Below are 23,776 nucleotides of genomic sequence, written 5' to 3'. Positions count from 1 at the left end.
ACTTCGGCGGCACTCTGCCGTATTTTCAAGGGTATGAGCAAGGAAGAGCAGAAGGCAGGCACATCCGGGCATACGCCCCTGCTCGTCCTCGGCAAGATCACCGAGATCCTGAACGCCTTCACGCTCAAGCAGCCGGTGCTGACCTTGCGGCAGCTCCACAAGGCCACCGGCATCCCGACCTCGACCGTGCAGCGTCTGGTCACCAACCTGGTCGCTCACGGATTCCTCGACCGGGTCGACGACCGCTTCCGGATCGGTGTCCGGATGGCGTTCTGGGCCGCGGCCGCGGCCAAGGACTTCGACGACCTCGCCGTGATCACCCCCGTGCTCAAGGACCTGCGTGACCTGACGGGCGAGACGGCGTGTTTCTTCCGGTCCGAAGGTGAGGTGCGTGTCTGCATCGCGGTTGCTGAGACGCACCACATCCTGCGGCGTGAGGTGTCGGTCGGCAGGATCGCGCCGCTGACCGTCGGCGCGTCCGGCCGGGTACTGCTCGCGTGGCAGCCGAAGCTCGCTGACCAGGTCCTTTCGCACGAGTTGCCGCAGCTCACCGACAGCACGGTGACGGATCGCGACACCATGCGGACCCTGATCAAGCAGACCCACGCGGATGGATACGCGATCACCGTGGGCGAGCGTGTCGACGGCGCGTCCGGTATCGCTGCGCCCGTGTTCGACTCGGCGGCTGACTTGGTTGGGGCCGTGACCGTGCAGGGGCCGACGCTGCGCATGCCGTACGAGACGTGCAACGAATGGGTGGACGTGCTGGTCGAGAATGCTGAGCGGATCACTCGTGCGCTTGGTGGTCGGCTACCCGACTAGCGCTCGCCCAGGGGAAGGCTGTCGCACTGGAGTGCGCGCCTTGCACGGCACGGGACCGGTTCGGTTCGCCCAGCTCAGCGAGCAATCCATCGGTGAGGTTGACCAGCTCCGCGAAGATCGCGGGCGTCAGCCAGTCTGGGCGCAGCCCGAACAACAGGTCTTCAGTTGAGGCGTTTCCGCTGGCACCGGGCGCGAACGGGCAACCGCCCAGTCCGCCGAGGGCGCCGTCGACCTCGTCGGCTCCGGCGGCGATCGCGGCCAGGGAGTTCGCGACGCCGAGGCCCCACGTGTCGTGACCGTGGTACACGATCCTGCGCCCGCCGACCTTGCTGATCAGGCTCGTGACCTGGGCGGGAACCGCTTGTCCGAGGGTGTCGCAGATGACGATGTCCTCGGCGCCTTCGGTTCGGGGATCGTTGGCGATTTCCAGGACGCGTTCCTCGGGCACTGGGCCGTCGAACGGGCACGTGAACGCGGTCGCGATGCACAACTGGATCCTGCCTGCTTTGTCGATGGCCGCTGGCATGGCTTCGAGGCTGGCTTCCGTTGTCCGGCCGATGTTCGCCAGGTTGTGTTTGTCCGAAGCGGACAGACAGTACTGGAAGTTGGTGGCTCCTGCCTTCGCTGCTTTCTCGACGTGCCTTGGGGTTGCTACCCAGACCCAGCAGCGCGCCCGCTCGTCTGGTTCGAGCCGTTCGATCACTTCGAGCGTGTTCGCCATGGAGGGGACCAGATCCGGCCTGGCCATCGAGCCGATTTCGATACTGGGCACACCGAGCCGCAGAAGGTCACGGACGATGCCGACCTTCCGGTCCGTTGACAGCTGCTTTCCAGTCAGCTGCAGGCCATCTCGCAGCGTGACATCCCTGATTGTGGTCATGATCGCGCCTTCACTGTGTTGAGTACCTCGTCGGTGTCGGCACCGAGATCCGGGCCGATCGACCGGACCGGCAGTGACGTCGGCCCGATGAGCGGCACGATCCCGGGAAAGCCGACCACAGCCGGGGTATCGGCGCCGACGTCGACCGGGAAGTGCTGGATCATGCCGCGCTCGCGGTATTGCTCGTCCGCGCAGATATCGGCCGCCGTGTAGATCGGTCCGGCCGGAACCCCTGCGTCGTCAAGGATTTTCAGCGCTTCGGCCCGGGTGAGCGTTTTCGTCCACGCGGCAATGGCTTCGTCGAGTTCGTCGCGCCTCGCCCACCGGCCCGCGTTGCTCGCGAGGCCGGGATCGTCGGCGAGATCCGGCCTGCCGATCGCCCGCATGTAGCGCTGGAAGATCGAATCGCCGTTGCCCGCGATCACCACACTGGCGCCGTCAAGGCATTCGTAGGCGTTCGACGGCGCGATGCCTTCCATTCGTCCACCGACTCGTTTCCTTTCCACTCCATACGCTTGGTAGTCCGGCACGAGCGATTCCATCATCGAGAACACGGCTTCGTGCAAGGCAACGTCGATGACGCGCTCGGTGAGCGGCCTTGCGAATCCGCCGTTGTGGCGTTGGAAAAGTTCGACCATCACGCCGAATGCCGCGTACAACCCGGCGACCGAGTCGCCGAGGGATACGCCGACGCGTGACGGTGGCCGGTCTGCCTCGCCGACGAGGTTTCGTAGACCGCCCATGGCTTCCGCGACCGCCGCGAACCCTGGCCGTCCCGCCAACGGTCCTGTCTGTCCGAAGGCGGAGATACGCGCGAGAATGATGTCCGGGTTGGCTTCTTCCAGTTCCCGCGGACCGAGTTGCCAGCGTTCCAGTGTGCCCGGGCGGAAGTTCTCGATCACGACGTCGCAGTGCTTGACGAGATCGAGCACGGTGCCGCGGCCGTCAGGCGTCTTGAGGTCGATGACGACGGACTTCTTGTTGCGGTTGATGGTCCGGAAAAGCATGGACACGTCACCGGCGTAGAGCCGCCAGTTGCGCAGTTCGTCGCCCTTGCCAGGCCGTTCGACCTTGATGACCTCTGCGCCGAAGTCCGCGAGCATCCGTCCGGCGGTCGGCCCGGCGATGTAGTTGCCGAGTTCGAGGACCCGCAGGCCATGCAGTGGCAGGCGCATTGTTGTCCTTTCTAGACGAAGATGCTCAGCGCGAGAATCGGTCCCATCGCGACAACGGACGCGATCGAGACACCAGCTGAGCAAGTCTTGAGCGTTCCCCTGGTGGTCTGTCCCATCAGGGATTGCAATAGCCAGAACGTGTTGCTGGTCAGATGGACGAGGAAGAGAGACCCCGCGCCCGCGGCCAACGCGATGAGCACAGGGGAAAGCCCGAGCGCGGGCGCGATGGGTGCGAGGAGGCCCGCGGCCGTGATCGCCGAGATCGTGACTGAGCCGACGGCCACGTGAAGGACTGCGGCCAACGCCCACACGACAAGGAGCGGAGCCCACGTGCTTGCCGACAGGTACTTGCCGAGAATGTCGCCTACGCCAACGGCTTTGATGGTCGCGGCGAGCGAACCACCGACACCGCTGAGTAGAAGAATCTGTCCACTTTGGCGTAGACCGGTGGCGATGGACTCGTCCACTTTGGGCTGTCCCATGTACTTGCGTCCAATGAGGCAGGTCCCGACGAGTCCAATGAGGAGCGCGATCATCGGGCTGGACAACAGATCGACGACCGCGTTGGACCAGTTCGCCATTTTCGCGATGGCTCCCGTCGCCACGAGCAGCAATGCGGTGAGCAATGGGGCGAACAGCAGGACCAGTCGTGGCTCGGTCTTGGTTTTCGTCAGGGTGGTGGTTCCTGCGGCGGCCGGTTCCGCGGGCTGCGGTTCCTGCGGTAACTCCTGCTCGTCGAGCTCCGGCTTCCACCAGCCTTTCGTGAGCAGGAAGGTGGTGATGGTGATCGCGGTGGCCACAGTGGGGATGACGACGATGAGGCCATAGATGAGGTAGGTGCCAAGAGGAACATCGAGCAGCCCAGCGAGGGCGAGCGCGCCAACACCGGGGACGGTGAAGACGATGCCGCATTCCAGGCCGATAGCCAGCGCGGTCGCCATCCGCGCGGTGCCGTACTTGCCAAGCTTGGGCGCGATCGCCCTGGCGAGGGGAGCGGAGATGACGAGCAGGACATCGAGGTAGATCGACTGTAGGAACGTGGTGATGGTGAGGGCCATCGCGTGCGGGATCCGCTTGGGCCCGAAAACGTGGAACAACTTGTCAACCAAGCGCTCGATCGCCCTCAGGTCGCGGAGGATCGCACCCATCAGGACGCCGAAGGCGATCAGCAGTCCGATCTCAGCGAGGATCTCGCCGAACCCCGTGCCGACGGTTTCGACCGTCTTGCTCACCCCAAGGCCGGTCGCCAACCCGAGGTAACAGGAACCAAGGACGAGGGCGACCAGGGGATTCAGCTTGAACCGAACGATGAGCACCACGATGGCTACTACCGCGATGGCGGTGTTGATGAGGATCGCTGTGTCCGACATCCGCATGTTCCCGTTCACTCGTGCCACATTGCACCCAGTGGGGCGTGACCTTCCTGTCGAAGGTTACTCATATTATGAGCTCACACCCACGATGTGAGTCAAGGGTTGAAGGTGGCTGACAGGTCACACCTTGGGGGAGGGGGCTGGTCAGGGCGGCCGTGGTGGGGTTGCTCGATCGGTTAGCTCGGCTTCATCGGCTTCATCGGCTTCATCGGCTTCATCGGCCCAGTTGGCTCTCTCGGCTCAGTTGGCTGGTTTGGCTTCTGGTTTCAGCGGTGTGCTTTTTCTGCTCGGCTTCGGTTTCCGGCCAGGTTGCTGTGGCTCGGCTTCGGGTTTCAGCGTGGTTGCTGTGGCTTTGTTCCTGTTCCAGCGTGGTTGCTGCGGTTATGTTCCTGTTCCAGCGCTTCGGTGGTCACCGCGGCTCGATTTGACATGGGAACCCCGCGCGGCAATGCCACTGACTCAAGCATTCTGGCTGGTCGCAAGCTGCGCAGGGACGATTGATCGTCACATTAGTAGCACTTACCCCGCGCGTTACTCCTGTTACCCAGGTTGGTGCCGTGAAGGTCACCTTCGCGGCGTCCAACGCGCCAAAGGTTCCCCTCGCGGACCGTGGCGGGCCGGGATGAAGGCCATTGTGGACAGTCCCGTCCATCGGTGGCGCGGGTCCGTGCTTGCGGGCCGGGCCACTCGCGTTCCGCGCCTCTCAAGATCAACTTCGTGCCCCACGCCCGCAGGACACCTCTGAAGTGCGAGAACTCTCTTAAAGATCTTTCGGTATTTGAGTGAATTGTGTCATAGGGAAAGGCCGGTATGGTCGAGGAAGTTGAAGCACAGTTGGTAGCTGCTGCCGACACGTTCCAGGCCGGCCTGGGTGGCGGTGTGGGCCTCGTCGATGGTGTCCGGGCACAAGTTGGCCAGCTCGGTGGCTTTGACGTTGCCCCACACCATTTCCATCGGGTTGAGGTCGGGGGCGTAGCCGGGCAACGGTTCCACGCGCAGCCAGTGTCGTTGGGTGGCCAGCCATTCCTTCATGGCCGCGGAACGGTGGGCGGGCAGGCCGTCCCAGATCAGGGTGACTTTCTGGCGGTCAAGGTGATCGAGCAGAGCGGTGAGGAACTCGATCAGCGAGGCGGTGTTGTAGGCGCCTTCTTTGATGCCGAACACGAACACGGCCTCGCTGCGGTCGGGCCGGTAGGCCAGCGCGCCGGACATCGACAGGCGTTTCCAGGAGAACCGGTGGGTCAGCACCGGGGTCTGGCCGCGTGGCGCCCAGGTGGCCCGGACTACGGGCAGCAGGGAGAATCCGGACTCGTCCTGGAAGCAGATCCAGGCCCCTCGGCGCCGGGCGCTTTTTTTATGCGTGGCCACTCCTTTTTCACCCACCTGTCGATGGCCTCCTGGTCGCGTTCGGTGGCGCGGCGGGCGGGACGCTGCCTGCTCCAGCCCAGCCGCTCGCGCAGGATCGTCCAGGTCTGGGTTTGCGAGTACCGCACCCCGGTGAGTTTCTCGATGACCTTGGCCACCCGTGCCAGTGTCCACATGTCGGTCGGGAATCCGTTCGCCTTCGGTCCCTGCGCCAGCGCGCCGGCCACCTCGGCCACCTGCTCGTCGGTCAGCTTGGGCAGCCGCCCGGCACGGCCAGCCCCGGCCAATGCCTGCCGTCCGCCGGCCGACCACGCCCGGTGCCACCGTGAGGCGGTCTGCGCCGAGACTCCCAACTCCACCACCACATCGACCTGCCGCTTGCCGCGGTCGAACATCTCCGCTGCCCGCATCCGGCGTTCTCGCAACGCCTCAAAATCACGGCGGGCAGCTACTTTCTTGCTGCTACGGGCTTTCCGACGCTGGCCGGCCGATCGTGACGGTTCTGGCATACCACGATTGTCCTACCAGGCAAGGCGTATCACCCGCAACGACTCACCCTATTACCGAAAGATCTTTAAGTCAATGGCATTGCCCCGCGCGGGGTTCCCATGTCATCTATGAAGGAGCGGGGCCGGTCAAGTCCGGGGGATTGTTTTTCTGGGTTTTTCTGGCGATCGCGGGCAGGGAGGTCCGCGGTGTGGGGGTCAATGACTGGCCCGGAGGGCCACCCCTTCCGCAGGAAGGGGCGTGGTCTTGACGCCGATACCGTCGGAGATGTCACGCTATTCAAGCCAGGAAAATTGTGTGGTGTGGTCCCCTTTTTTCGTGGTGGGTTCGTGTGAGGTGTGTGGTCGCGTTCGCCGGTGCCCGGAAATAGTCCGGGTGACAAAGACCAACCCTCGGGGGCTGGTTGTCGGTCATCTATCCGCTGGGTGTGTGCATGGTGAGGTGCGACCGTGGCCAGGCGGGATCAATCAAATCGACGACCACGCCACCCCGGGGGTGGGGGTCAGACACGGGCCGATCCGCGCCTGGTCACGACCAGTCCTCATCCGGCCTGCCGCGGGTGCAGGGCGCGGATGTGTCCGTCCCGCAGGCCATAAAACACCAGCGTGAGCAGGCGGCGGGCGACCGCGACGGTCGCGATGTTGCGGCCCCGCCGCTCCTGGATCCCCTCCCGGGTGGCCACCAGCCAGCCTGTGCCGGCGGGGACTTTCTGGGCGGCTTCGACCACCGCCCAGCGCACCAGCCGAGAGCCCTGTTTGGTGATCCGGCCCCGGCGCACGCTCCGGTCCGATTCGTGGTGTTTCGGGGTCAGCCCGGCCCAGGAACACAACTGCCGCGGCGAGCGAAACCGGGTGATGTCACCGATCTCGGCGATCAGGACCGCGGCCAGGATCGGGCCGACACCGGGGATCTGTTGCAGCACCAGGTATCCCGGATCAGCCGCGACGTGGCGGGTGATCAGACTGGTGACCACGGCGATCTCGAAACCCAACGCCTCGATCAACCGGCACTGACTGTTCACCCTCGCCCGGAACGGCGGATCCAACGGCGCTTCGGCCAGCAGGGCCCGGCCCCGGACCCCGAACACATCACTGACCGGCAGCCGGACGCCCTGCTTGGCCAGCACCGCGTGCACCCCGGCTTTCACCCCGGTCCGCAGGTTGACCAGTTTCGCGCGGTGACGCACCAGCTCCCGCAGGCCACGCACCCGCGGTGGCGCGATCCAGCCCTCAGCCAACCGGCCCCGCCACAACACCTCGGCCAGATCCGCCGCGTCGCGCCAATCGGTCTTCACCCGCCGCGTGGTCCAGCCCTTGATCCCCAGCGGATGCGCCAAATGCACCCGCGCACCCGCCTCGGCCAGCGCGTCCGCGGCCCAATACCAGCCATACGTGGCCTCCAGCACCACCTCCGGGCACCGTCCGGCCTTGCCGATCTCGGCCATCAACGTCATTGGGTCGTTGTCGATCCGCACCGCGTCCAGTCGCTCACCAGCGGCGTTCAACCGCACGATCACCGACCGATGCCGATGTAAATCGATCCCGACGTACTGTTGTCCGTCATACTCAGACACCAGGGGCCTCCCTTGCGTGAGATTTAAGGCAAACCCGAGTGTCCGCTCGGAACCCACCAGGAGCGAGGCCCCGCTCCTTCATCACATCAAATCGAGCCGCGGTGACCGCCGAAGCGCTGGAACAGGAACAAAGCCACAGCAACCACCCTGGAACAGGAACAAAGCAAAGCGACCGAGCTGGAACAGGAACATAGCCACAGCGACCCTGGCCGGAAACTGAAGCCAAACCGGAAAAGTTCACCGCTGAAACCGGAAGCCAAACCAGAAGTAAGGCCGGAAGTAGAAGCCAAGCCGGAAGTGTATAGCTGGAACCAACCCGAAACCTGAAAGTGGACTGCCGAGCCAAGCCCAGTCGAAAACAAGGCCGGTTCGAAACCGGCCAACCAAGACCCGGCCAAGCCGAAACGCTCAGGAGCAGAACTCGGCAATCGTCCCCGTAAGAATATCGGCAACCTGCTGGAGCGACGCAAGATCGACCCACTCGGTCGCCGCATGCGCGCCCTCTCCACTGACGCCGAACAACAACGCGGGAATCCCCGCCTGATCAAGAAGCGCGGCATCCGTCCAAAACAGCTCAGCCCGAACTGTCGGAGCCTGTCCCAAAGCCTTCTCCGCGTGACGGCTCAAAGTCCGGACAATCACAGCCTCCGGGTCAGCCTGGAACGGCCCACGGTTCAACCCACGCACAAGCCGGTACCTGAAATCAGGCACAGCCGCCGCCACGGCCTCCAGAACACCAGCAAGCTCACCCTCGACAACCTCAATCGTCTCCCCGGGCACGGTCCGGCGTTCAACCGTGACGCGGCAAGAAGAAGGGTAAGTCGAAGGCCCATCCCCGCCCTGAATCACCCCGGCATGCACCGTCCCTGTCCCCAGCAACGGATGCGCGGGACCCTCAGCCAGCCGCCGCCCCAGTTCTTCAAGAGCCACAAGGAAATGCCCGGCTTTCACGGTCGCGTCGATGCCGAGGTCTGCCCGTGAGCCGTGCGCCGCACGACCTTCAATGTCCACATCGAACCAGGCAAAACCCTTGTGCGCCAAAGTAACTTCGAGGTTGCTCGGCTCGGTGACGATCGCGGCACCGGCCGTGAACGACTCCAGGACTTCCTCAGTACCCAGGCTGTCGTGTTCCTCGTCGGCCACGCAGGCAACCAGAACGTCGCCGCGCAGCGGGCCCGCCGCTGTCGCCCGGGCGGCGGCGAACATCATGGCCGCGATGCCGCCTTTCATGTCGAACGTTCCCCGGCCGAACATCTTGCCGTCGCGGATCTGCGGATCCAAAGGGTCGCCGTCGTAACCCGCGACACTGACCGTGCCCAGGTGACCGTTGAGCATCAGCGAACGCCCGCCTCCCGTGCCACGGGCGACCCCGACGATCGACGGGCGGCCCGCATTCTTCTCCAACCGGGTCACCTCGAAGCCGCGGTCGGCCAGCCAGGAGCCGCAGAAGTCAGCGATCTCGCTCTCGCCGGCCGCGCCGGGTACCAGGCCGGGGTTGACGGAATCAATGGCGACCAGGCGGGCGAGCAGCTCAACAAGATCAGGCATGCCCCAAGACTAGGGGCAACGTCAGCTCCATGCGCCGATCGTTCCGGATGAACGATCAGACTGGATGATGTTCCTCGCTGAACGTCTCGCGCAGGCGGTTCTCCTCCTCTTCGGAGAGGTTGGTGAACATCAACTCCGGTCGCTCGGGCTCGAAGGCCATCCGGACCTTGTCGAGCACGGCGTCCGAACTGAGGATGAACAGGGCCGACGTGCCCGGCCCGATATCCGCTCGCAGCCTGCGGATCAGGTCGTCGCTGATGCCGACGTCGGTGAGCATGCCGGTGAGCGAGCCCACCGCGGCACCGACCGCGGCGCCCAGCAGGGGGACGAAGAAGATCAGGCCGAAGAGCATGCCCCAGAACGCCCCGCCCAGCGCGCCGGTGCCCATGACGTTGTGCAATTGCCGTGTCTTGGGCTTCTTCGTGCCGGTCCGCCACGAGACTGTCGCCGCGTCGTGCACTGTGATCAGATTGTCCTGCGAGAGGCGGCTCAGGATGCCCGCCGCGCGGTCGGCTCCGTCCGAGGTGGTGAATCGCCATACTGTCAATGTGGTCACAACTTGTCCTTTCTTGTTGATCGTTTGTTGCGCCGAGTCAGTGCCGCGGCCCACCCCGCCCGTGGATCGCTGTCCACAAGCACCGCCATGACGAGCACTGTCATCGGGATCGCGAGCAACGCGCCCAGCGGCCCGAACACCCACGCCCAGAACACCAGCGCCACGAAGGTCATTACCGGTGACAGACCGATGCTGTCGCCGACGTAGATCGGTTGGATCACGGACTGCACCACGAAGTTGACCGCCCAGTAGATCAGGATCACGACCAGCATCAGTTGCCAGCCACCGACCAGCAGGGCGAGCACCGCCGGTGGGACGACTCCCATCAAGAAGCCGATATTGGGGATGTAGTTGGTTACGAACGACAGCAATCCCCATAGGACGGCCAAAGGAATACCCAGCAGCGCGAGTGCGATCGCGTCGATGACCGCGATGATGAGTCCGAAGATGGTCGTCACGGTCAGGTAGCTACGGGTTCGCCTGGCGAAGGTGAGCAGTGCGGCGGTTACTTGTGGACGGTCGGCGGCGATGTCGGAGAGCCGGGCGTCCACTCCGGTCGCCTCGACGCTCAAGAACAACAGCAACGCCAGCAGGAAGATCAGACTGGTGGTCAGTCCGGTGAGGTTGCGGATGATCGCGCCGATGTACGGCATGATCTTGCCGAAGTCTATTGTGGACAGCGCGTCACGGACCTGCTCCGGCGCGATACCCATACTCCGCAGCGCGCGGGTCACATCTACCACGAGGCCGTTGTAGCGATCGGCGTACCTCGGCAAGGTCGCTGCCAGTTGCGCCAATGACACGAACGTGACCACTGCGAATGTGATCAGTGTGCCGTAGACGAGTACGACAAGGACCAACGTCGCCGCCCACGCGGGAAAGCCCACCCGTCTGAGCCATTGGTGCACCGGACTGACCGCGATCACGATGACGAGCGCGAGCAGCACCGGCGCCGCGAGCCACGCGATGGTCTTGAGACCGGCGACAGTGATCACGGTCGCTGCCGCGCCCAGTAGCAAGACCAGTGCGCGTGGCATCGCCTCGGTCACGGCAGTTCGTCCGTGGCGTCCCTGCCATGTACGACGATCGCCCAGATCACCAGGACCGACAGGGCGATCACGATTGTGGACCACACTGGATAGGCTGAGATGAACGTGACCTGGGCGATGGCGTTCACCGACGCGATCGCGACGGCGACGACCCGGGCCCACGCGGCCCCGGTCAGCAACGCGAGTCCGGCCGCCCCGACCAGGAGGCCGATCAGTAGATGCACCCATCCCCACGTGGTCAGGTTGAGCACGACCAGGTCTTCGCCGTTGGTCACGTAGAACGCGCGGTTGAGCAACGCCACGAGGCCTTCGACGGCGTTGAAGACGCCCGTGAGCACCATGACGATGGCCGCGAACCAGATCCAGCCCGACCACATAGTGATTCGGCTGTCGGAGCGTTGTTTCGGGAAGTCAGTCATCAAGTCTCCTAGGGTCTGTTTCGAAAGTCATGGGAGCCACTCGTTGATCGCTGCGATGGTGACCGTGGTTTCGTAGCGAACGGCGAGCTTGTCGTATCTGGTGGCGACGGCTCGGTTTCGTTTGAGACGGTTGATCCCGCACTCGACAGCGTGCCGTTGCTTGTAGATCTCCTTGTCGAATGCGGGTGGTCGTCCTCCGTGTGAGCCCTTGTTCTTGCGGTTGCGGACCTGGTCGGCCTTGTCCGGGATGGTGCAGCGGATACCGCGCCTGCGCAGGTAGGCGCGGTTGGCGCGGGACCCGTAGGCTTTGTCGCCGAGCACCCGATTCGGGCGGCAGCGCGGCCGACCGCGATCCCGCCGGGGTACCCGGATACGGTCGAGCACCACCTGAAACTGGGGCGAGTCACCTCGCTGGCCAGCGGTGATCACGATTGATAAGGGCTTTTGTCCCTGCTCGACCGCCAGGTGAGTCTTGGTCGTCAACCCGCCTCGGGAGCGCCCCAGCCCGTGATCGGCCGGTTCGACCTCGACCCCGCCCGGAGACTCCTTCTGGAGATCCCCTTTTGACGCGCACCAGCCGCGTGCTGGTGCGCACGAGCCACCGTGGAGTCCACGCTGACATCCCAGGTGATCAGGCCCGCAGCGTCCGCGTCCGCCTGCAACGCGACCAGAATCCTCTTCCACGTGCCATCCCGTTGCCACCGCCGGAACAAGCCATACACCGTCTCCCACGGGCCGTAACGCTCCGGCAGATCCCGCCACGGCACACCGGTTCGAACCCGAAACCGGATCCCGTCAATAAGCTTCCGCTTCGCATGCTTCGGCGGCCTGCCAGGCTTCTTGCCCCTGGGCAGCAAGGGTTCCAGCTTCGCCCACTGCTCGTTGGTCAGATCACCACGCCCCACGAATCAAGATCATCTCAAACCTTGATCAACTTGTGAAACAGGCCCTAGAGGCGGACGATCGAGGTGGGCGCGGGACGAGGGGGCAGAGAGGTCAGATACCGGCCGTGGCGTGGATGTGCCGCAACGCCGACCACAGTTCACCGGCGGCGCGACCGGTCCCGGACTCGCCGAGTGTGTCCGCTTCGGACCTGACCTGTCTGACGAGTTCGGCCGCCAGCGCGTTGAGGGTGGTGTTCGTCCGGCGACATGCGTCCTGAAGCAACAACCACGCCATCGTGTGGTCGGTCCGGCAGGTCGCCATCACCACACCCTTTGCTTGCTCGATCACGTCCCTGCGGTGCAATGCTGCCAACACCCGGCTGGTTCGCTGGTCAGTGTCGGATAACGACGACAGCACAGCTACGTCGGCGCTGACGAGCCGTTCGTAGCGCGACATTGTGTCCAACACGCTGTCGTTGGGCGCTTCGCCGAGGTATGCGGTGATGACAACGAGCCCGCTGTCGTCCTGCAAGCCGGGCACCGCCACGACGCCATGCACCTTCTCCAGCAAACGTGCGTGCTGGGGATACAAGGCGCGTGTCCGAGACAGGTCAAGCGCCGGCCATCGCCTGTCGTGCCATATGTTGTCGCTCATGATCGGGCCGTCGGTGGTCGCGGCCTCGCGAGTCGGTCCGGTTCGAAGATGCTCCTGGACGTTCTGCAAGGTGATGCCCACGCCGTAAGTGGAGTAGACGACCGGGTGATCATGCCGGAACGCGATGACGTCCGCGCCAAGCGACCACGGCATTTCCTGCGCCATACCGGCGAGCACATCCGACATGAGGTCCTCGATCCGCACTTCCATGGATCCTCCTTCGCGCAGCTTCGTGACTGGGTTGAATGTGCTGTGGCAACAAGGGATCGCGCGTCACCCGTAGCGGATGACTGTGATCACAGGAGGCCACGTGGATGCCGCGCGGATGAGCCTTGACTGTGTTGATCGAGACGTTGAGCATTTCGAACAGCCGGTCGCGACGGACCGGGCGCAGCGGGACCCGGATTGTGGCGGCTGCGGCCGTAGGCCTCAGGGCAGGAGATATCGGACCAGTGGACCTAACGTCCTGAACAGGTCGATCGACGCGCACACCAGCGAATCGGAGTCGCATGTGGACTCTCGATGTGGTGCCGTGGTCATCGGTATGAGAGCGAGGACGAGGCCGGCGAGAAAGAGCCTTCGTCGTCGTTTGCCGCCGGATTCGCGGGACATCTCGACGCCTCCTTCGATTGTCTCACCGACACGGTCACCCGATCCGTTGAGCGGTTTCCTCGTCCGATCCGGGTGAGTCGCGCCTCGATTCACCCTGGCCGAGCGATCCGTGGTCGCCTGCTGCGCGCATAGCGTCGATGGCCCCGACCAATGAGGAGGCCGGATGGGGATGACGATCCGCGGTGCCGCATTCCTTGGCATCGGTTCGATGGTGGGCGCCGGAGTCTTCGTTCTGCTCGGTGAAGCGGGCGCGATGGCCGGCTCGGCGGTATGGCTTTCGTTCCTGTTCGGCGGTGTGCTTGCGTTGTTACAGGGATACGCCGTCGCGAAACTCGGTGCGCGCTACCCGTCTTCCGGCGGGATGGTGACGTATCTGCTCAAGGGGTTCGGCCGGGGGCACATCAGTTCGGTGGCATCATGGCTGCTGTATTTCGCTGCCCTGATCGTCACCGCGATGGTGTCGGTGTCGTTCGGGCACTACGGATCCGCTCTGTTTTTCGACGGTTCGACCGGCTGGGCGAAAGTGCTGACAACAGCGGTGATCGTGGCGGCCGCGGCGGCCAATATCGCGGGCGCGAAGTCGATCGAACGACTGCGGACTTTGATAGTCGTGGTGATGCTGGCCGTGTTAGCGGTGTTCGTCATGGTGACGTTCATCGACATCGAACCGGGGTTGCTCGCGCCATCGTCCTACCTGTCCGCGATGCACATGGTGTCCAGCGTGGCGCTGGCGTTCTTCGCGTGCCTTGGTTTCGTCGTGGTCAGTTTCACCGGTGCGGAGCTGCGAGATCCCGCCAAGTCCTTGCCGCGGGCGATGTACTTGTCGTTGGGGATCACGATCCCGTTGTACGTCCTGATCGCGCTCGGTGTCTTCGGAACGCTGACCGTGCCACAGGTGATCGACAACGGCGAAACCGCGTTGGCTGTGGCGGCCGAGCCTTCGTTGGGCACGGCGGGATTTGTGATGATGACGCTCGTCGCGATGCTCGGGACGTCGTCGTCGGTGAACGCGAACCTGTTCGCTGCCATGGGATCGACAATGGAGCTGGCCGGTTCGAGCACGTTTCCCAAGGTGATCGGCAGTCGTGCGCGCGTCGGCGGTATGCGGGGCGTGGTGATCTCGGTGGTGATCGTGCTGCTGATCGCGAATCTGGTCGGCTTGACCGCGATCGCCTCGGTGGGTAGCGCGGTCGCGTTGGTGATCTTCCTCGTGACATCCATTGCCGCGTTCCGGCTCAGATCGCAGACCGGGGCGCGGGCATGGCCGTTGGTCGTGGGGGTCCAGCTCACGGCGGCTGTCCTGATCGTCTTCGTGGTGCACACGGCGCAGACAGCGCCCGCGACCTTGGTCGCGATGGTCGGGGTGGTCGTACTGGCCGTCGTCATGGATCTGCTGCGGCGGGTGATCCGGGCATCTCACCCGTGACGGACGAATCGGTACGCCGACGAGATCGCGAATCTGACGGCATGTGGAGACATGCGTGGATCGCCTTGGCATCGGCGTCCCGCTGCTGTTCTACAAGGCCCGCAAACCCTCATGAAAACAGAAGGAGGTCGATGCGTGATGCGTGAGCGAGTGGCCGGGCTGATGGCGCGCGCCTGGACGGACCTGGAAGAACTCGTCGCGATCCGATCGGTCGCAGGTGCCGAGCCGGTGGAATGCCGTCTTGCGGCCCAGTGGGTCGCGGACAAGTTCGCGGATGTAGGCTTCCTGGACGCGCGCGTCATGCAGACTTCAGACGGAAGCCTTGCCGTGGTCGGCTCGCGGGCCTGCGACGATCCCGATGCGCCCACGGTGTTGCTCTACGCCCACTACGACGTGCAACCCGCGTTTGACGAGAACGCCGCTTGGCACACACTGCCGTTCGTGCTGAGCCGCGTGAACGGCCGGTGGTACGGCCGCGGAACCGCGGACAGCAAGGGCAACATCGTCATGCACCTGACGGCCCTGCGCGCGTTGGACCACGTGCCGGTGAATCTGAGACTTGCCATCGAAGGTTCCGAGGAACTGGGTACCGGTGGACTCGCGAACCTCGTCCGGCAGAGCCCAGAGCTCTTCCGCGCCGACGCGGTCCTCATGTGCGACACGGGAAACGCGGCTGTCGGACACCCGGCTGTGACAGTCAGTCTGCGCGGCATGGTGAACATCGTCGTCACGGTGAAGACCATGACCGCTTCCCTGCCCTCGGGCACGTTCGGCGGTCCCGCCCCGGACGCTCTGGCCGCACTCATCGCGATGCTGGCGACACTGCGGGACGATCTGGGCAACACGGCCGTGCTCGGACTCGATCGTGGCCAGTCTTGGCCCGGGGAGCCGTATCGGGTCGCGCGGTTCCGGGCCGATACGGGTGTGTTGGACGGCGTCGAGTTGCTGGGCGACGGTGGTGTCGCCGACACGCTGTGGGCGCGTCCAGCAGTCACTGTGCTCGGTATCGACTGCCCGCCGGTGACCGGATCGCGCGCGGTCATCATGCCAACGGCGGCCGCACGGTTGAACCTGCGTGTCCCACCGGGCATGGATCCCGTTGCCGCCGGGAACGCGCTCATCGAACACCTGCACGCCAGTGCCCCATGGGGAGCGCAAGTCGAGGTCGAGACCGAAGCCGTCGGCGAACCGTTCCGCACCCGCGTGGACGGTCCCGCGCACAAAGCCATCGCGATGGCGATGACCGAGGCCTATGGGCGGCCGCCCGCCAAGCTCGGTCAGGGCGGATCCATTCCGCTGTGCACAGTTCTCAGTTCGATCTATCCCGAAGCCGAGCTGGTCCTGATGGGTGTCGAGGAGCCACAGGCGCTGATCCACGCGGCGAACGAGAGCGTCGACCCTGGCGAAATCGCGCGGATGGCGCTGGCTGAGGCCCTGTTCTTGCCGCACTACGCAAGGAGTCGCACGTGAACGCCTATCCGATGATCGCCGACCACGGCCTGATCGGGGACCTGCAGACCGCGGCCCTGGTCAGCGCCGACGGTGCGATCGACTGGTTCTGCTGCCCCAGGTTCGACTCGCCCAGTGTGTTCGGCGCGCTGCTCGATCACGAGCACGGCGGCTGGTGCGTGGTCCGGCCGGTGGGCGAGGACTACCGGGTGAAACAGCTCTATCTGCCGGACACGGCCGTGCTCATCACGAGGTTCATGACCCGATCCGGCACGGGTGAGCTCGTCGACTTCATGCCGCTCGCACCACGGACCCACGCCACCGACAACCACCGTCTTGTCCGGATGCTGCGCTCTGTCCGTGGCCAGATCGACTTCGAAGTCGAGGTCGTGCCACGCTTCGACTACGGCAGGCAGGCCCACAAGACCCACCTGACCGACGACGGCGTGGTGTTCGACAGCGGCGGAATGACACTGACACTGCATGCTGTGCGCGAATCCGGGGACACGCGCCTGGCCGCGATCCGGGTCGGTGACGACAACGCCGTGCGCGGCCGGATCTCATTGGACGCGGGCGAGGTGCGTGGGTTCGTGCTCGAGTCTGCCGCGGACGGCCCGCCACGGGCCATCCCGCCATCCGAGCTCGAGCATCTGTTCCAGCTCACCGTCCGGTTTTGGCGGTCGTGGCTGGCCAGATCGACGTATCGAGGCCGGTGGCGGGAGATGCTGAACCGCTCGGTACTGACACTGAAGCTGATGACCTACGCGCCGACCGGGGCCATGGTCGCGGCTCCGACGGCAGGGCTGCCCGAGCAGATCGGTGGACTGCGTAACTGGGACTATCGCTACACGTGGGTGCGGGACGCCTCGTTCGCCGTGTATTCCTTGCTGAGTATGGGGTTCACCGAGGAAGCCGCGGACTTCGCCGGTTGGCTGGCCGACCGCTACCAGGACACAACCGGCCGGTTACAGATCATGTACCGCGTCGACGGTACGACTGATCTCACCGAGCAGACGCTCGATCACTGGGCGGGCTACCGGGGTTCGTGGCCGGTGCGGATCGGCAACGGCGCGGCGGGACAGCTCCAGCTCGACATCTACGGTGAGCTGCTCGACAGCGTCTACCAGGGCCATCGGCACGGGCTGGCGGTCGGTTACCGGGGCTGGGAGGCGATCACGGGCGTGCTTGACTGGCTTGGCGACAACTGGGACCAGCCTGAGGAAGGCATTTGGGAGACCCGTGGCGGGCGGGCGGACTTCACCTACGGCCGGCTGATGAGCTGGGTGGCCTTCGACCGTGGCATCCGGCTGTCCGAGTCGCTGCGGCGTCCCGGCCAGGCGGGCCGGTGGCGGGTGCACCGGGACCGGATCTACCGGCAGATCTGGGAACGCGGCTGGCACAAGGGACGCCGGGCGTTCGTCCAACGCTACGACTCGGACGTGCTCGACTCGTCATTGCTCCGGATGTCCCAGGTTGGCTTCGTCGCGGCCCGTGACCCGAAATGGTTCTCCACGCTCACCGCCATGGAGGAAGAGCTCGTCGTCGACAGCCTCGTCTACCGCTACAACCCCGATGCGGCCCCGGACGGCCTGCGCGGCGGCGAAGGAACCTTCTCGTTGTGCACGTTCGCCTACGTCAACGCGCTGGCCAAGGCCGGATACGTGGACAAAGCGCGACTGGTGTTCGAGAAGATGCTCACCTACAGCACACATCTGGGCCTGTACGCCGAAGAGATCGGTCCGACCGGAGAACAGCTCGGCAACTTCCCGCAGGCGTTCACGCACCTTTCCCTGATCGACGCGGCGATCACCCTTGACGACGCACTGGACAACACAGGTCCACAGTGGATTTGATGGTGTGAATCACCCCGTGCGGACGAAGTGCGCGGTTGTTCCCGGCTGCTAGATAAGTGGACTTTCAAGTCGGGGCAACGAATCAGGGCAAACACGCATCGGGGAGAAGAATGCAGCTGACGGGATCGAGAGGCCGAGCCGGCAGAACAGGGAACTGCCTCGGCCACCGCGGACCGGTGCCTGCCGCGCGAACCAGAATCCCGGACGTCCCACCCACCACGCTGATCCGGGACCGGCTACACACGCTGCTGGACGCGGCGGTGTTCGACGGCGACGCTATACCACCGGTGACGGTTGTCTGCGCACCGGCGGGAGCAGGCAAGACGACGATGCTCGCGGCGTGGGCACGGCGCCGGATCGAACGCTGGGACACGCCGGTCGCATGGGTCTCGGTGGACACTGAGGACAACGATCCCACAGTGTTGTGGACGGTCATCCTGCAAGCACTACGCGAGCGCTGCGCACTTCCGCTGGGCGATCTGCCCATCCCGCGCGGCGAATCGTATGCGGTGCTTGTCAACGCGATCGTCGCCGAGTTCGAGCGGGTGTCCGAGCCGGTGGTGCTGATCATCGACGGGGTGCACGAGATCCAGTCCAACGCGGCCGTGCGTACGATGAACCTGCTGTTGCGCGACTTACCACGCGCACTGCGAGTCGTGCTGGCGACCCGGTTTCTGCCGCCGCTCGTGCTGCCGAGGCTGCGGCTGGAGAACCGGCTCAGGGAGATCGGGCCAGAGGAGCTCACGTTCACCGCGGCCGAAGCCCGTCTGCTGTATGCCAAGGAAGGGATCACCCTGACCCGGGCAGGGCTCGCCGCCTTGATGGAACGGACCGAAGGCTGGGCCGCCGGCTTGAGGTTCGCGTCGTTGAGCGCCGACTCGGCGCTGCCCCGGATCACCGGAGACGACCGGGTGGTGGCCGACTACCTGCTGCGGGAGGTGTTCGCCCGGCAGCCCGACGAGGTACAGCAGTTCATGCTGGCGACGTGCGTGTGCCGGGCGTTCACCACCGATCTCGCGGTGGAGCTCTCCGGGCGGGAGAATGCCGGGCAGATCATCGATCGGCTGGAGCGCACGAGTATCCTGACGTCCACAGCCGATGAAGCACCGGCGCAATTCCGGTATCACCCGTTGCTGCGTGGTTATCTGTGTGCCGAGCTCGGCCGCCGCCGGTTCTCGGCACTGCAACGTCAGCACCGGATCGCCGCGGTCTGGTTGAACGCCAACGGTGATCCGCTGCGAGCGTTGGAGCACAGTCTGAAGGCGGGCGACCACGAGCTGGCCGCGCGGCTTGCCGCCCGGTCCGGGCTCGGCCACATTCTGAAAGGACAGTCGGCACTGCTGTGGCGGATCTTGCGGACCGCACCGGAACACGTGCTCAACCGGCCGTCGGTCGCCCTCGTGGCCGCCGCGGCGGCGCTGGATCTCGGTGACGTACCCGCAGCGGACCGCTGGCTGCGCCGGATCGCCGACTCGGTCTATCCACCGCGGACACAACGGCTGAAGGCCTTGCGTGCCACCGTCCAATTGCATCGGTCCCGATTGGCCGGAGACATTCGCCCGGCCTTGACCGAACTGCGTGCCACCAACGCGGGCCGCACCGGTGATTTCGACCTCGACCTGATGGCCACGTTCAACGCGGGCGTGGCGCAGGCGTGGCTCGGTCGGCAGCAGGCGGCCGAAGCGGCACTTCGCCAGGCGTTGAGCATGGCCGGCAGTGAGCAGCGAGACGCCATCGCGCTGGAGTGCCGTACGCATCTGGTCGCGATCGCGGCTGTGCACGGCGATCTGTCGGCGGTGGACAGACAAATCGCCGACACACTGGCTTTCGCCAGAACACGAGGCTGGGCCGAGAGCTCTCGCGCGGCGTACGCGTACACACTGTTCGGAGTCGCCGCCTACCAACGACTTGAGGACGACAAGGCTCGTCGGCTCGCCACAGTCGCCGCCGGTCTGATGCCGGCCGTCACCGATGCCACCATCGAACTGTGTGTGCACACGCTCGACGCGATGATCGAGTTCGACACCTCCCATGATCCGCACGAGATCGTCGCCGATCTGCGCGGACACTGGAAACGTCTGGCGAAGCGGGACATCTCGCCCGCGATGATCGCCTATGCCGCGCCTGCCCGGCAACGGATGGCGCTGCGCGTGGGGGAGTACCCATGGGCGCTCGAGGTCCTCGACGAGATCGAGAAGATCGGAATCCGATGTGGGGAACAGGATCTGCTGCGTGCTGTGCATTATGTCCACAAAGGGAAAATGGGGTCACCTCGACGGATCCTCGCGCCGCTGCTTTCCGGACAGACGCGGGCCGTCGCCGCGTCGACCGTGGTCGAGGCCTGGCTCCTGGAGGCTCACCTGGCGGACCGGATAGGAGAGCGTCAACGGGCACACGAAGCACTGTGCCGTGCGCTGGCGATCGCAGCGCCGCACAACGCACGCAGACCGTTTCGTGACGCCGGGCATTCGGTCCGTGCGCTGCTTGCGCGAGGGGCTGGACGCTTCGGCAGGCTGGAGGTGTTCGCGACCAGTGTTCGGGACGCGCTCCCGGCACACGTTCCTGACCTGGCCGACGGGCTGACCGCGCGGGAACAGGTTCTGCTCGCCGAGCTTCCGTCGATGCGAACGACCGAGGAGATCGCACAGAACCTGTTCGTGTCGGTGAACACGGTCAAGACACACCTGCGCGGGATCTACCGGAAGCTGGGCGTCCGGCACAGGCGTGACGCGATTTCCGTGGCACGTGAGCGTGGCCTGCTCTAGGCCGTGTCTCAAAGCCCCGTCCGCGATAGCCGGGCCGGATGCGGCCCCTGACGCCACCGCGGCAACGCCCAAAGACAAAACGCCCAAAGACAACCAGTATTCGCGGCGTCACCGCGGCGTCGCCAGGAACCACCCCGCTGTGTCCCGACTCCGGCCTCCGGACGGGGCAGGCTCTCATCGAACGGGGACTTCGAGACACGACCTAGGCCGTACTGCTCGTGACGCTATACAGTTACAGTTAGACATTGTAACGTAACTTGCGACAGTGCGGAGGCGGCTGAGATGACCGACGTGACGGTGGTGCAGCCAGGGGAAGGCGATATCGCGCGGCTTCCCGGGTTCGGTGCGGTCTACAAACTGCACAGCCAGGCCAACGGGGGACAGGTGGCAATCGTCGAGCACCCGTTCGAGGTTGGCAGCATCACCCGGCCGCACCTGCACACCCGTGAGGACGAGCACTCGATCGTGTTGGCAGGCGAGATCGGTTTCCGGTCCGACGACACGGAAATCGTGCTGGGCCCCGGCGGGTACATCACCAAGCCACGCGGGCAGATGCACGCGATGTGGAACGCGGGCACCGTGCCCGGCCGCATCATCGAGGTCATCACGCCAGGCGGCTTCGAGGACTACTTCATGGACCTCAGCGAATTGCTCCTCTCCGGCAAGAACTCGGGGCCCGAATTCGCCGCGTTGGCCGAGAAGTACGGCCTTGTCTACGACACACCGGACTGGCTGGACGATGTCGTGCGCCGGTACGGGCTCAACGGGCCGACACACTAGGAGTCCCGCGCCAGCTTGACTCGAATGTCCGTTGTGGACAGTTCAGGACCGGGCCCGCGGTCGCGGGCCCGGTCCGTGTCACCGCCCGCTAGACCTGCAGATCGGCTTCGATGCGTTTGAGGTAGTGCCGGGCCAGCGCGAGGTTGGCCACCTCTCTTTCCAGTACCAGGTACAGGAAAAGCGAGGTTCTGGACTTCACCGCGTCCAGCAGGCGGATCATGTGGTACTGGCGGTGCAGTGTGATCAGGATGTCCTCGATGCTGTCGTTGAGGGTGAGTGCGGACATCACCCGGAGTTTCGACCGGACGACTTCGGTGTTGCCCGCGGCAGCGATCTCCAGGTTCAGCCAGTCGCCGCCGCCGGCGGTGCCGAGCGACATGCCGCTCTCGTAGTCGACCAACGCGACGCCGACGGCGCCGGAGATGGACATGGCTTCTTTCAACGCTGTATCGATGTTCACGGAACTTTCCTTACTTGAGTGCGAACGCGTCAGAAGGCGCGGAGTTCCTTGACCACTCGCCTGGCCGCGGCGAAGAGCATTCCGATGTTGACCGATTTGGGGCAGACGACGACCACGACCACGTCTTCGTTCATGGTGTTCCTGATGAACAGGTGCGTCAGGTTCGTGCTGTTCACCAGGATTTCCTGGAAGTAGTGCTCCGCGCTGCTGATGCCGCGACGCTCCTTGAAGACGTCCTCGATCATCGTGACGGTGCGGCCCTGGAAGAGGTCGAGGGTGGCCCCCGCGAGCAGGTCGAGTACCTCGGCCGGGTGCGTGTCGGTGGTTTCGTACGTCAGCAACATGCCGGTGGCCATGTCGACGACGCCGGTGGCCAGGCAGGAGGGTATTTCCTGGCGCAACCGCTTGGTCAACGAGACCACGTGGTCAGCCATACCCCGTGGATTGTTGCCTACGACGCTCAATGTTCTCTTCTTTCATCTGTGGTTTGACTCGCTATGAGGCGAGAATCGAGCTGATCCGTTCGATCATGGGCTGGGACTCGTAGAGCAGACGCCCGACGTTCAGGCCCTTGTCCCCTAGGACGACCATCAAGGCGAACCGGCCGATGGCGTACACCGCCATGTAGCCGTCGCTGCTGTACACGACGGTTTGGCGGAGTGTGCCCTGACCGGTGAGCTCGGCTGCCTGACGAGCGATCCCGAGGTCGGCGGCGGCCAGTGCGGAGATGTTGGCGGGATCGATGGTTTCCGCCGCGTCGGCGAGGATGGGAATTCCGTCGGCGGCGGCGATGACCGTGTCGGTTACTCCGGCCACCTGTTCTCGAAGCTTCTGCAATTCGGCAGCGAGAGCCTCATGGTTCAATATGTTTCCTTTCTGGTCTCAGACTGCGCGATCTCCGCCCGAGACCGCAACGAGGTCACGCCCCAGTGTGAAAAGCGAAACGACTCGGTGGAAATTTCCAACAGACCATCATCGAGCATCCGGGAAATTTCCGTGGTCACCGGATAAACACCGCGGCCGATCGCGAAGGCGATGTCCCGAGCGGTGCGTCTGCCGGTGGCGTTCGCGAGGATTTCCAGTTGCCCCGTCGTCAGGCCTTGCGGGTTGGTCCCGCGCGCGGGTTTGACGCGTTCCCGGAAGGGCGAGACGGGGAACGACAGGCAGGCGATGGCATCCAGGCGCCGGGCCGTTTCCCGCAGCAGTATGTCCAGGCCGACACCGCCCGGTATCGAGAGCAGGACATCGACAGGGGCGTCGATGTCGTACTGCTCGATGACGCCCGCGGCGGTGGCGAATGTCCCGTCCTGAGTGACTGCCATGACGAGAATTCGCAGCTCAGCGGACCCGATGGTGCCTAGCACCGATTGCGTGGACCCGGACCTGGCCATGGCACGCATCGCCGCGTTCCAGTCCTCTTCACTGATCCTGCCCGAGCGCATCAACAGTGTTTCGGCTCCGGGCGCCCCAGGACTGTCCACGGCGATCACCGCGCCGTCACGCAAGTGGAACAGCCCGCCCGGATTGCCCACGATCCGCACCGCGCCGCTGACTCGATCCGCCTGGCACCGCGCCAACGCGTTCGCGAGAACGTCGAATGCTGCTTGATGATCGTGTCTCAGAGG

The 23,776-nt window shown here is 64.9% G+C and carries 21 protein-coding genes and 1 pseudogene; 6 read left to right on the top strand and 16 right to left on the bottom strand.

The window, feature by feature from the left end; translation table 11 throughout:
* Positions 1–33: 33 nt before the first annotated feature.
* Positions 34–822: an IclR family transcriptional regulator gene (locus tag LWC34_RS16435; protein WP_233725931.1), complete on the top strand. Its 789-nt coding sequence runs from the start codon at positions 34–36 to the stop codon at positions 820–822.
* Here LWC34_RS16435 and LWC34_RS16430 read toward each other — a convergent pair.
* The 12 genes and pseudogenes from LWC34_RS16430 to LWC34_RS16375 all read right to left on the bottom strand — a co-directional run bounded on the left by LWC34_RS16430 (position 788) and on the right by LWC34_RS16375 (position 13,016).
* Positions 788–1,702: a hydroxymethylglutaryl-CoA lyase-like TIM-barrel protein gene (locus LWC34_RS16430; protein ID WP_233725930.1), complete on the bottom strand. Its 915-nt coding sequence runs from the start codon at positions 1,700–1,702 to the stop codon at positions 788–790. The genes LWC34_RS16435 and LWC34_RS16430 overlap by 35 nt on opposite strands.
* Entirely contained in the window at positions 1,699–2,877 is a 1,179-nt protein-coding gene (locus LWC34_RS16425; protein ID WP_233725929.1) for a CaiB/BaiF CoA transferase family protein, read from the bottom strand. The genes LWC34_RS16430 and LWC34_RS16425 overlap by 4 nt, the downstream gene beginning before the upstream one ends.
* An 11-nt stretch (positions 2,878–2,888) precedes the next feature.
* Entirely contained in the window at positions 2,889–4,247 is a 1,359-nt protein-coding gene (locus LWC34_RS16420; protein WP_235729495.1) for a GntP family permease, read from the bottom strand.
* A 795-nt stretch (positions 4,248–5,042) separates the two neighbouring features.
* Positions 5,043–5,693, bottom strand: coding sequence for an IS630 family transposase (locus LWC34_RS16415; protein WP_235729494.1), 651 nt, complete (start codon positions 5,691–5,693; stop codon positions 5,043–5,045).
* Positions 5,633–6,025, bottom strand: a pseudogene (locus tag LWC34_RS16410) (winged helix-turn-helix domain-containing protein); the annotation flags it as partial. The gene LWC34_RS16415 and the pseudogene LWC34_RS16410, both read right to left, overlap by 61 nt.
* A gap of 638 nt (positions 6,026–6,663) precedes the next feature.
* Positions 6,664–7,695 carry an IS110 family RNA-guided transposase gene (locus tag LWC34_RS16405; RefSeq protein ID WP_233725474.1) on the bottom strand — a complete coding sequence of 344 codons (1,032 nt, stop codon included), beginning with the start codon at positions 7,693–7,695 and terminating at the stop codon, positions 6,664–6,666.
* Positions 7,696–8,103: 408 nt separating this feature from the next.
* A complete protein-coding gene (locus LWC34_RS16400; RefSeq protein ID WP_233725926.1) occupies positions 8,104–9,243 on the bottom strand; it encodes a M20/M25/M40 family metallo-hydrolase in 1,140 nt (379 codons plus the stop codon).
* A 55-nt stretch (positions 9,244–9,298) separates the two neighbouring features.
* On the bottom strand, positions 9,299–9,799 hold the full coding sequence (locus LWC34_RS16395) for a DUF1269 domain-containing protein (protein WP_233725925.1): 501 nt from the start codon (positions 9,797–9,799) through the stop codon (positions 9,299–9,301).
* The gene (locus LWC34_RS16390; RefSeq protein WP_233725924.1) at positions 9,796–10,848 is read right to left on the bottom strand and encodes an AI-2E family transporter; all 1,053 of its coding nucleotides are present in this window, start codon (positions 10,846–10,848) and stop codon (positions 9,796–9,798) included. The genes LWC34_RS16395 and LWC34_RS16390 overlap by 4 nt, the downstream gene beginning before the upstream one ends.
* On the bottom strand, positions 10,845–11,267 hold the full coding sequence (locus LWC34_RS16385) for a DUF7144 family membrane protein (RefSeq protein WP_233725923.1): 423 nt from the start codon (positions 11,265–11,267) through the stop codon (positions 10,845–10,847). The genes LWC34_RS16390 and LWC34_RS16385 overlap by 4 nt, the downstream gene beginning before the upstream one ends.
* Before the next feature lie 27 nt (positions 11,268–11,294).
* A protein-coding gene (locus tag LWC34_RS16380; RefSeq protein ID WP_233723324.1) for an IS5 family transposase occupies positions 11,295–12,172 on the bottom strand; the annotation gives its coding sequence in 2 pieces (ribosomal slippage) (positions 11,295–11,831 and positions 11,834–12,172; 876 coding nt in all).
* 91 nt (positions 12,173–12,263) lie between these two features.
* The gene (locus LWC34_RS16375; RefSeq protein ID WP_233725922.1) at positions 12,264–13,016 is read right to left on the bottom strand and encodes an ANTAR domain-containing protein; all 753 of its coding nucleotides are present in this window, start codon (positions 13,014–13,016) and stop codon (positions 12,264–12,266) included.
* Between the two features lie 565 nt (positions 13,017–13,581).
* On the opposite strand from LWC34_RS16375, the gene LWC34_RS16370 reads away from it, so the two are divergent.
* From LWC34_RS16370 to LWC34_RS16350, 5 genes are all read left to right on the top strand, one after another.
* Positions 13,582–14,844, top strand: coding sequence for an APC family permease (locus tag LWC34_RS16370; protein WP_233725921.1), 1,263 nt, complete (start codon positions 13,582–13,584; stop codon positions 14,842–14,844).
* Between the two features lie 138 nt (positions 14,845–14,982).
* The gene (locus tag LWC34_RS16365; protein WP_233725920.1) at positions 14,983–16,314 is read left to right on the top strand and encodes a dipeptidase; all 1,332 of its coding nucleotides are present in this window, start codon (positions 14,983–14,985) and stop codon (positions 16,312–16,314) included.
* A gap of 11 nt (positions 16,315–16,325) precedes the next feature.
* Complete coding sequence (locus tag LWC34_RS16360; protein WP_233726457.1) at positions 16,326–18,146, top strand: glycoside hydrolase family 15 protein; 1,821 nt, start codon at positions 16,326–16,328, stop codon at positions 18,144–18,146.
* A gap of 176 nt (positions 18,147–18,322) precedes the next feature.
* Complete coding sequence (locus LWC34_RS16355) at positions 18,323–20,911, top strand: winged helix-turn-helix domain-containing protein (protein ID WP_233725919.1); 2,589 nt, start codon at positions 18,323–18,325, stop codon at positions 20,909–20,911.
* Between the two features lie 282 nt (positions 20,912–21,193).
* A complete protein-coding gene (locus LWC34_RS16350) occupies positions 21,194–21,691 on the top strand; it encodes a cupin domain-containing protein (RefSeq protein ID WP_233725918.1) in 498 nt (165 codons plus the stop codon).
* A gap of 88 nt (positions 21,692–21,779) precedes the next feature.
* Here LWC34_RS16350 and LWC34_RS16345 read toward each other — a convergent pair whose 3' ends face one another.
* Genes LWC34_RS16345 through LWC34_RS16330 form a run of 4 tightly spaced genes read right to left on the bottom strand, consistent with a single transcriptional unit; the run spans position 21,780 to position 23,683 of the window.
* The gene (locus LWC34_RS16345) at positions 21,780–22,151 is read right to left on the bottom strand and encodes a hypothetical protein (protein ID WP_233725917.1); all 372 of its coding nucleotides are present in this window, start codon (positions 22,149–22,151) and stop codon (positions 21,780–21,782) included.
* Positions 22,152–22,180: 29 nt separating this feature from the next.
* Positions 22,181–22,615 carry a hypothetical protein gene (locus LWC34_RS16340; RefSeq protein WP_233725916.1) on the bottom strand — a complete coding sequence of 145 codons (435 nt, stop codon included), beginning with the start codon at positions 22,613–22,615 and terminating at the stop codon, positions 22,181–22,183.
* Positions 22,616–22,646: 31 nt separating this feature from the next.
* On the bottom strand, positions 22,647–23,015 hold the full coding sequence (locus LWC34_RS16335; protein ID WP_233725915.1) for a roadblock/LC7 domain-containing protein: 369 nt from the start codon (positions 23,013–23,015) through the stop codon (positions 22,647–22,649).
* Positions 23,012–23,683, bottom strand: a complete 672-nt coding sequence (locus tag LWC34_RS16330; RefSeq protein WP_233725914.1) for a hypothetical protein — start codon at positions 23,681–23,683, stop codon at positions 23,012–23,014. The genes LWC34_RS16335 and LWC34_RS16330 overlap by 4 nt, the downstream gene beginning before the upstream one ends.
* Between the last annotated feature and the right edge of the window lie 93 nt (positions 23,684–23,776).

The organism is Kibdelosporangium philippinense (assembly GCF_021390435.2).
Taxonomy (GTDB): Bacteria; Actinomycetota; Actinomycetes; order Mycobacteriales; family Pseudonocardiaceae; genus Kibdelosporangium; species Kibdelosporangium philippinense.
The sequence above is the reverse complement of the archived record's forward strand: the minus strand, read 5'-3'. Positions and strand labels throughout refer to the sequence as shown.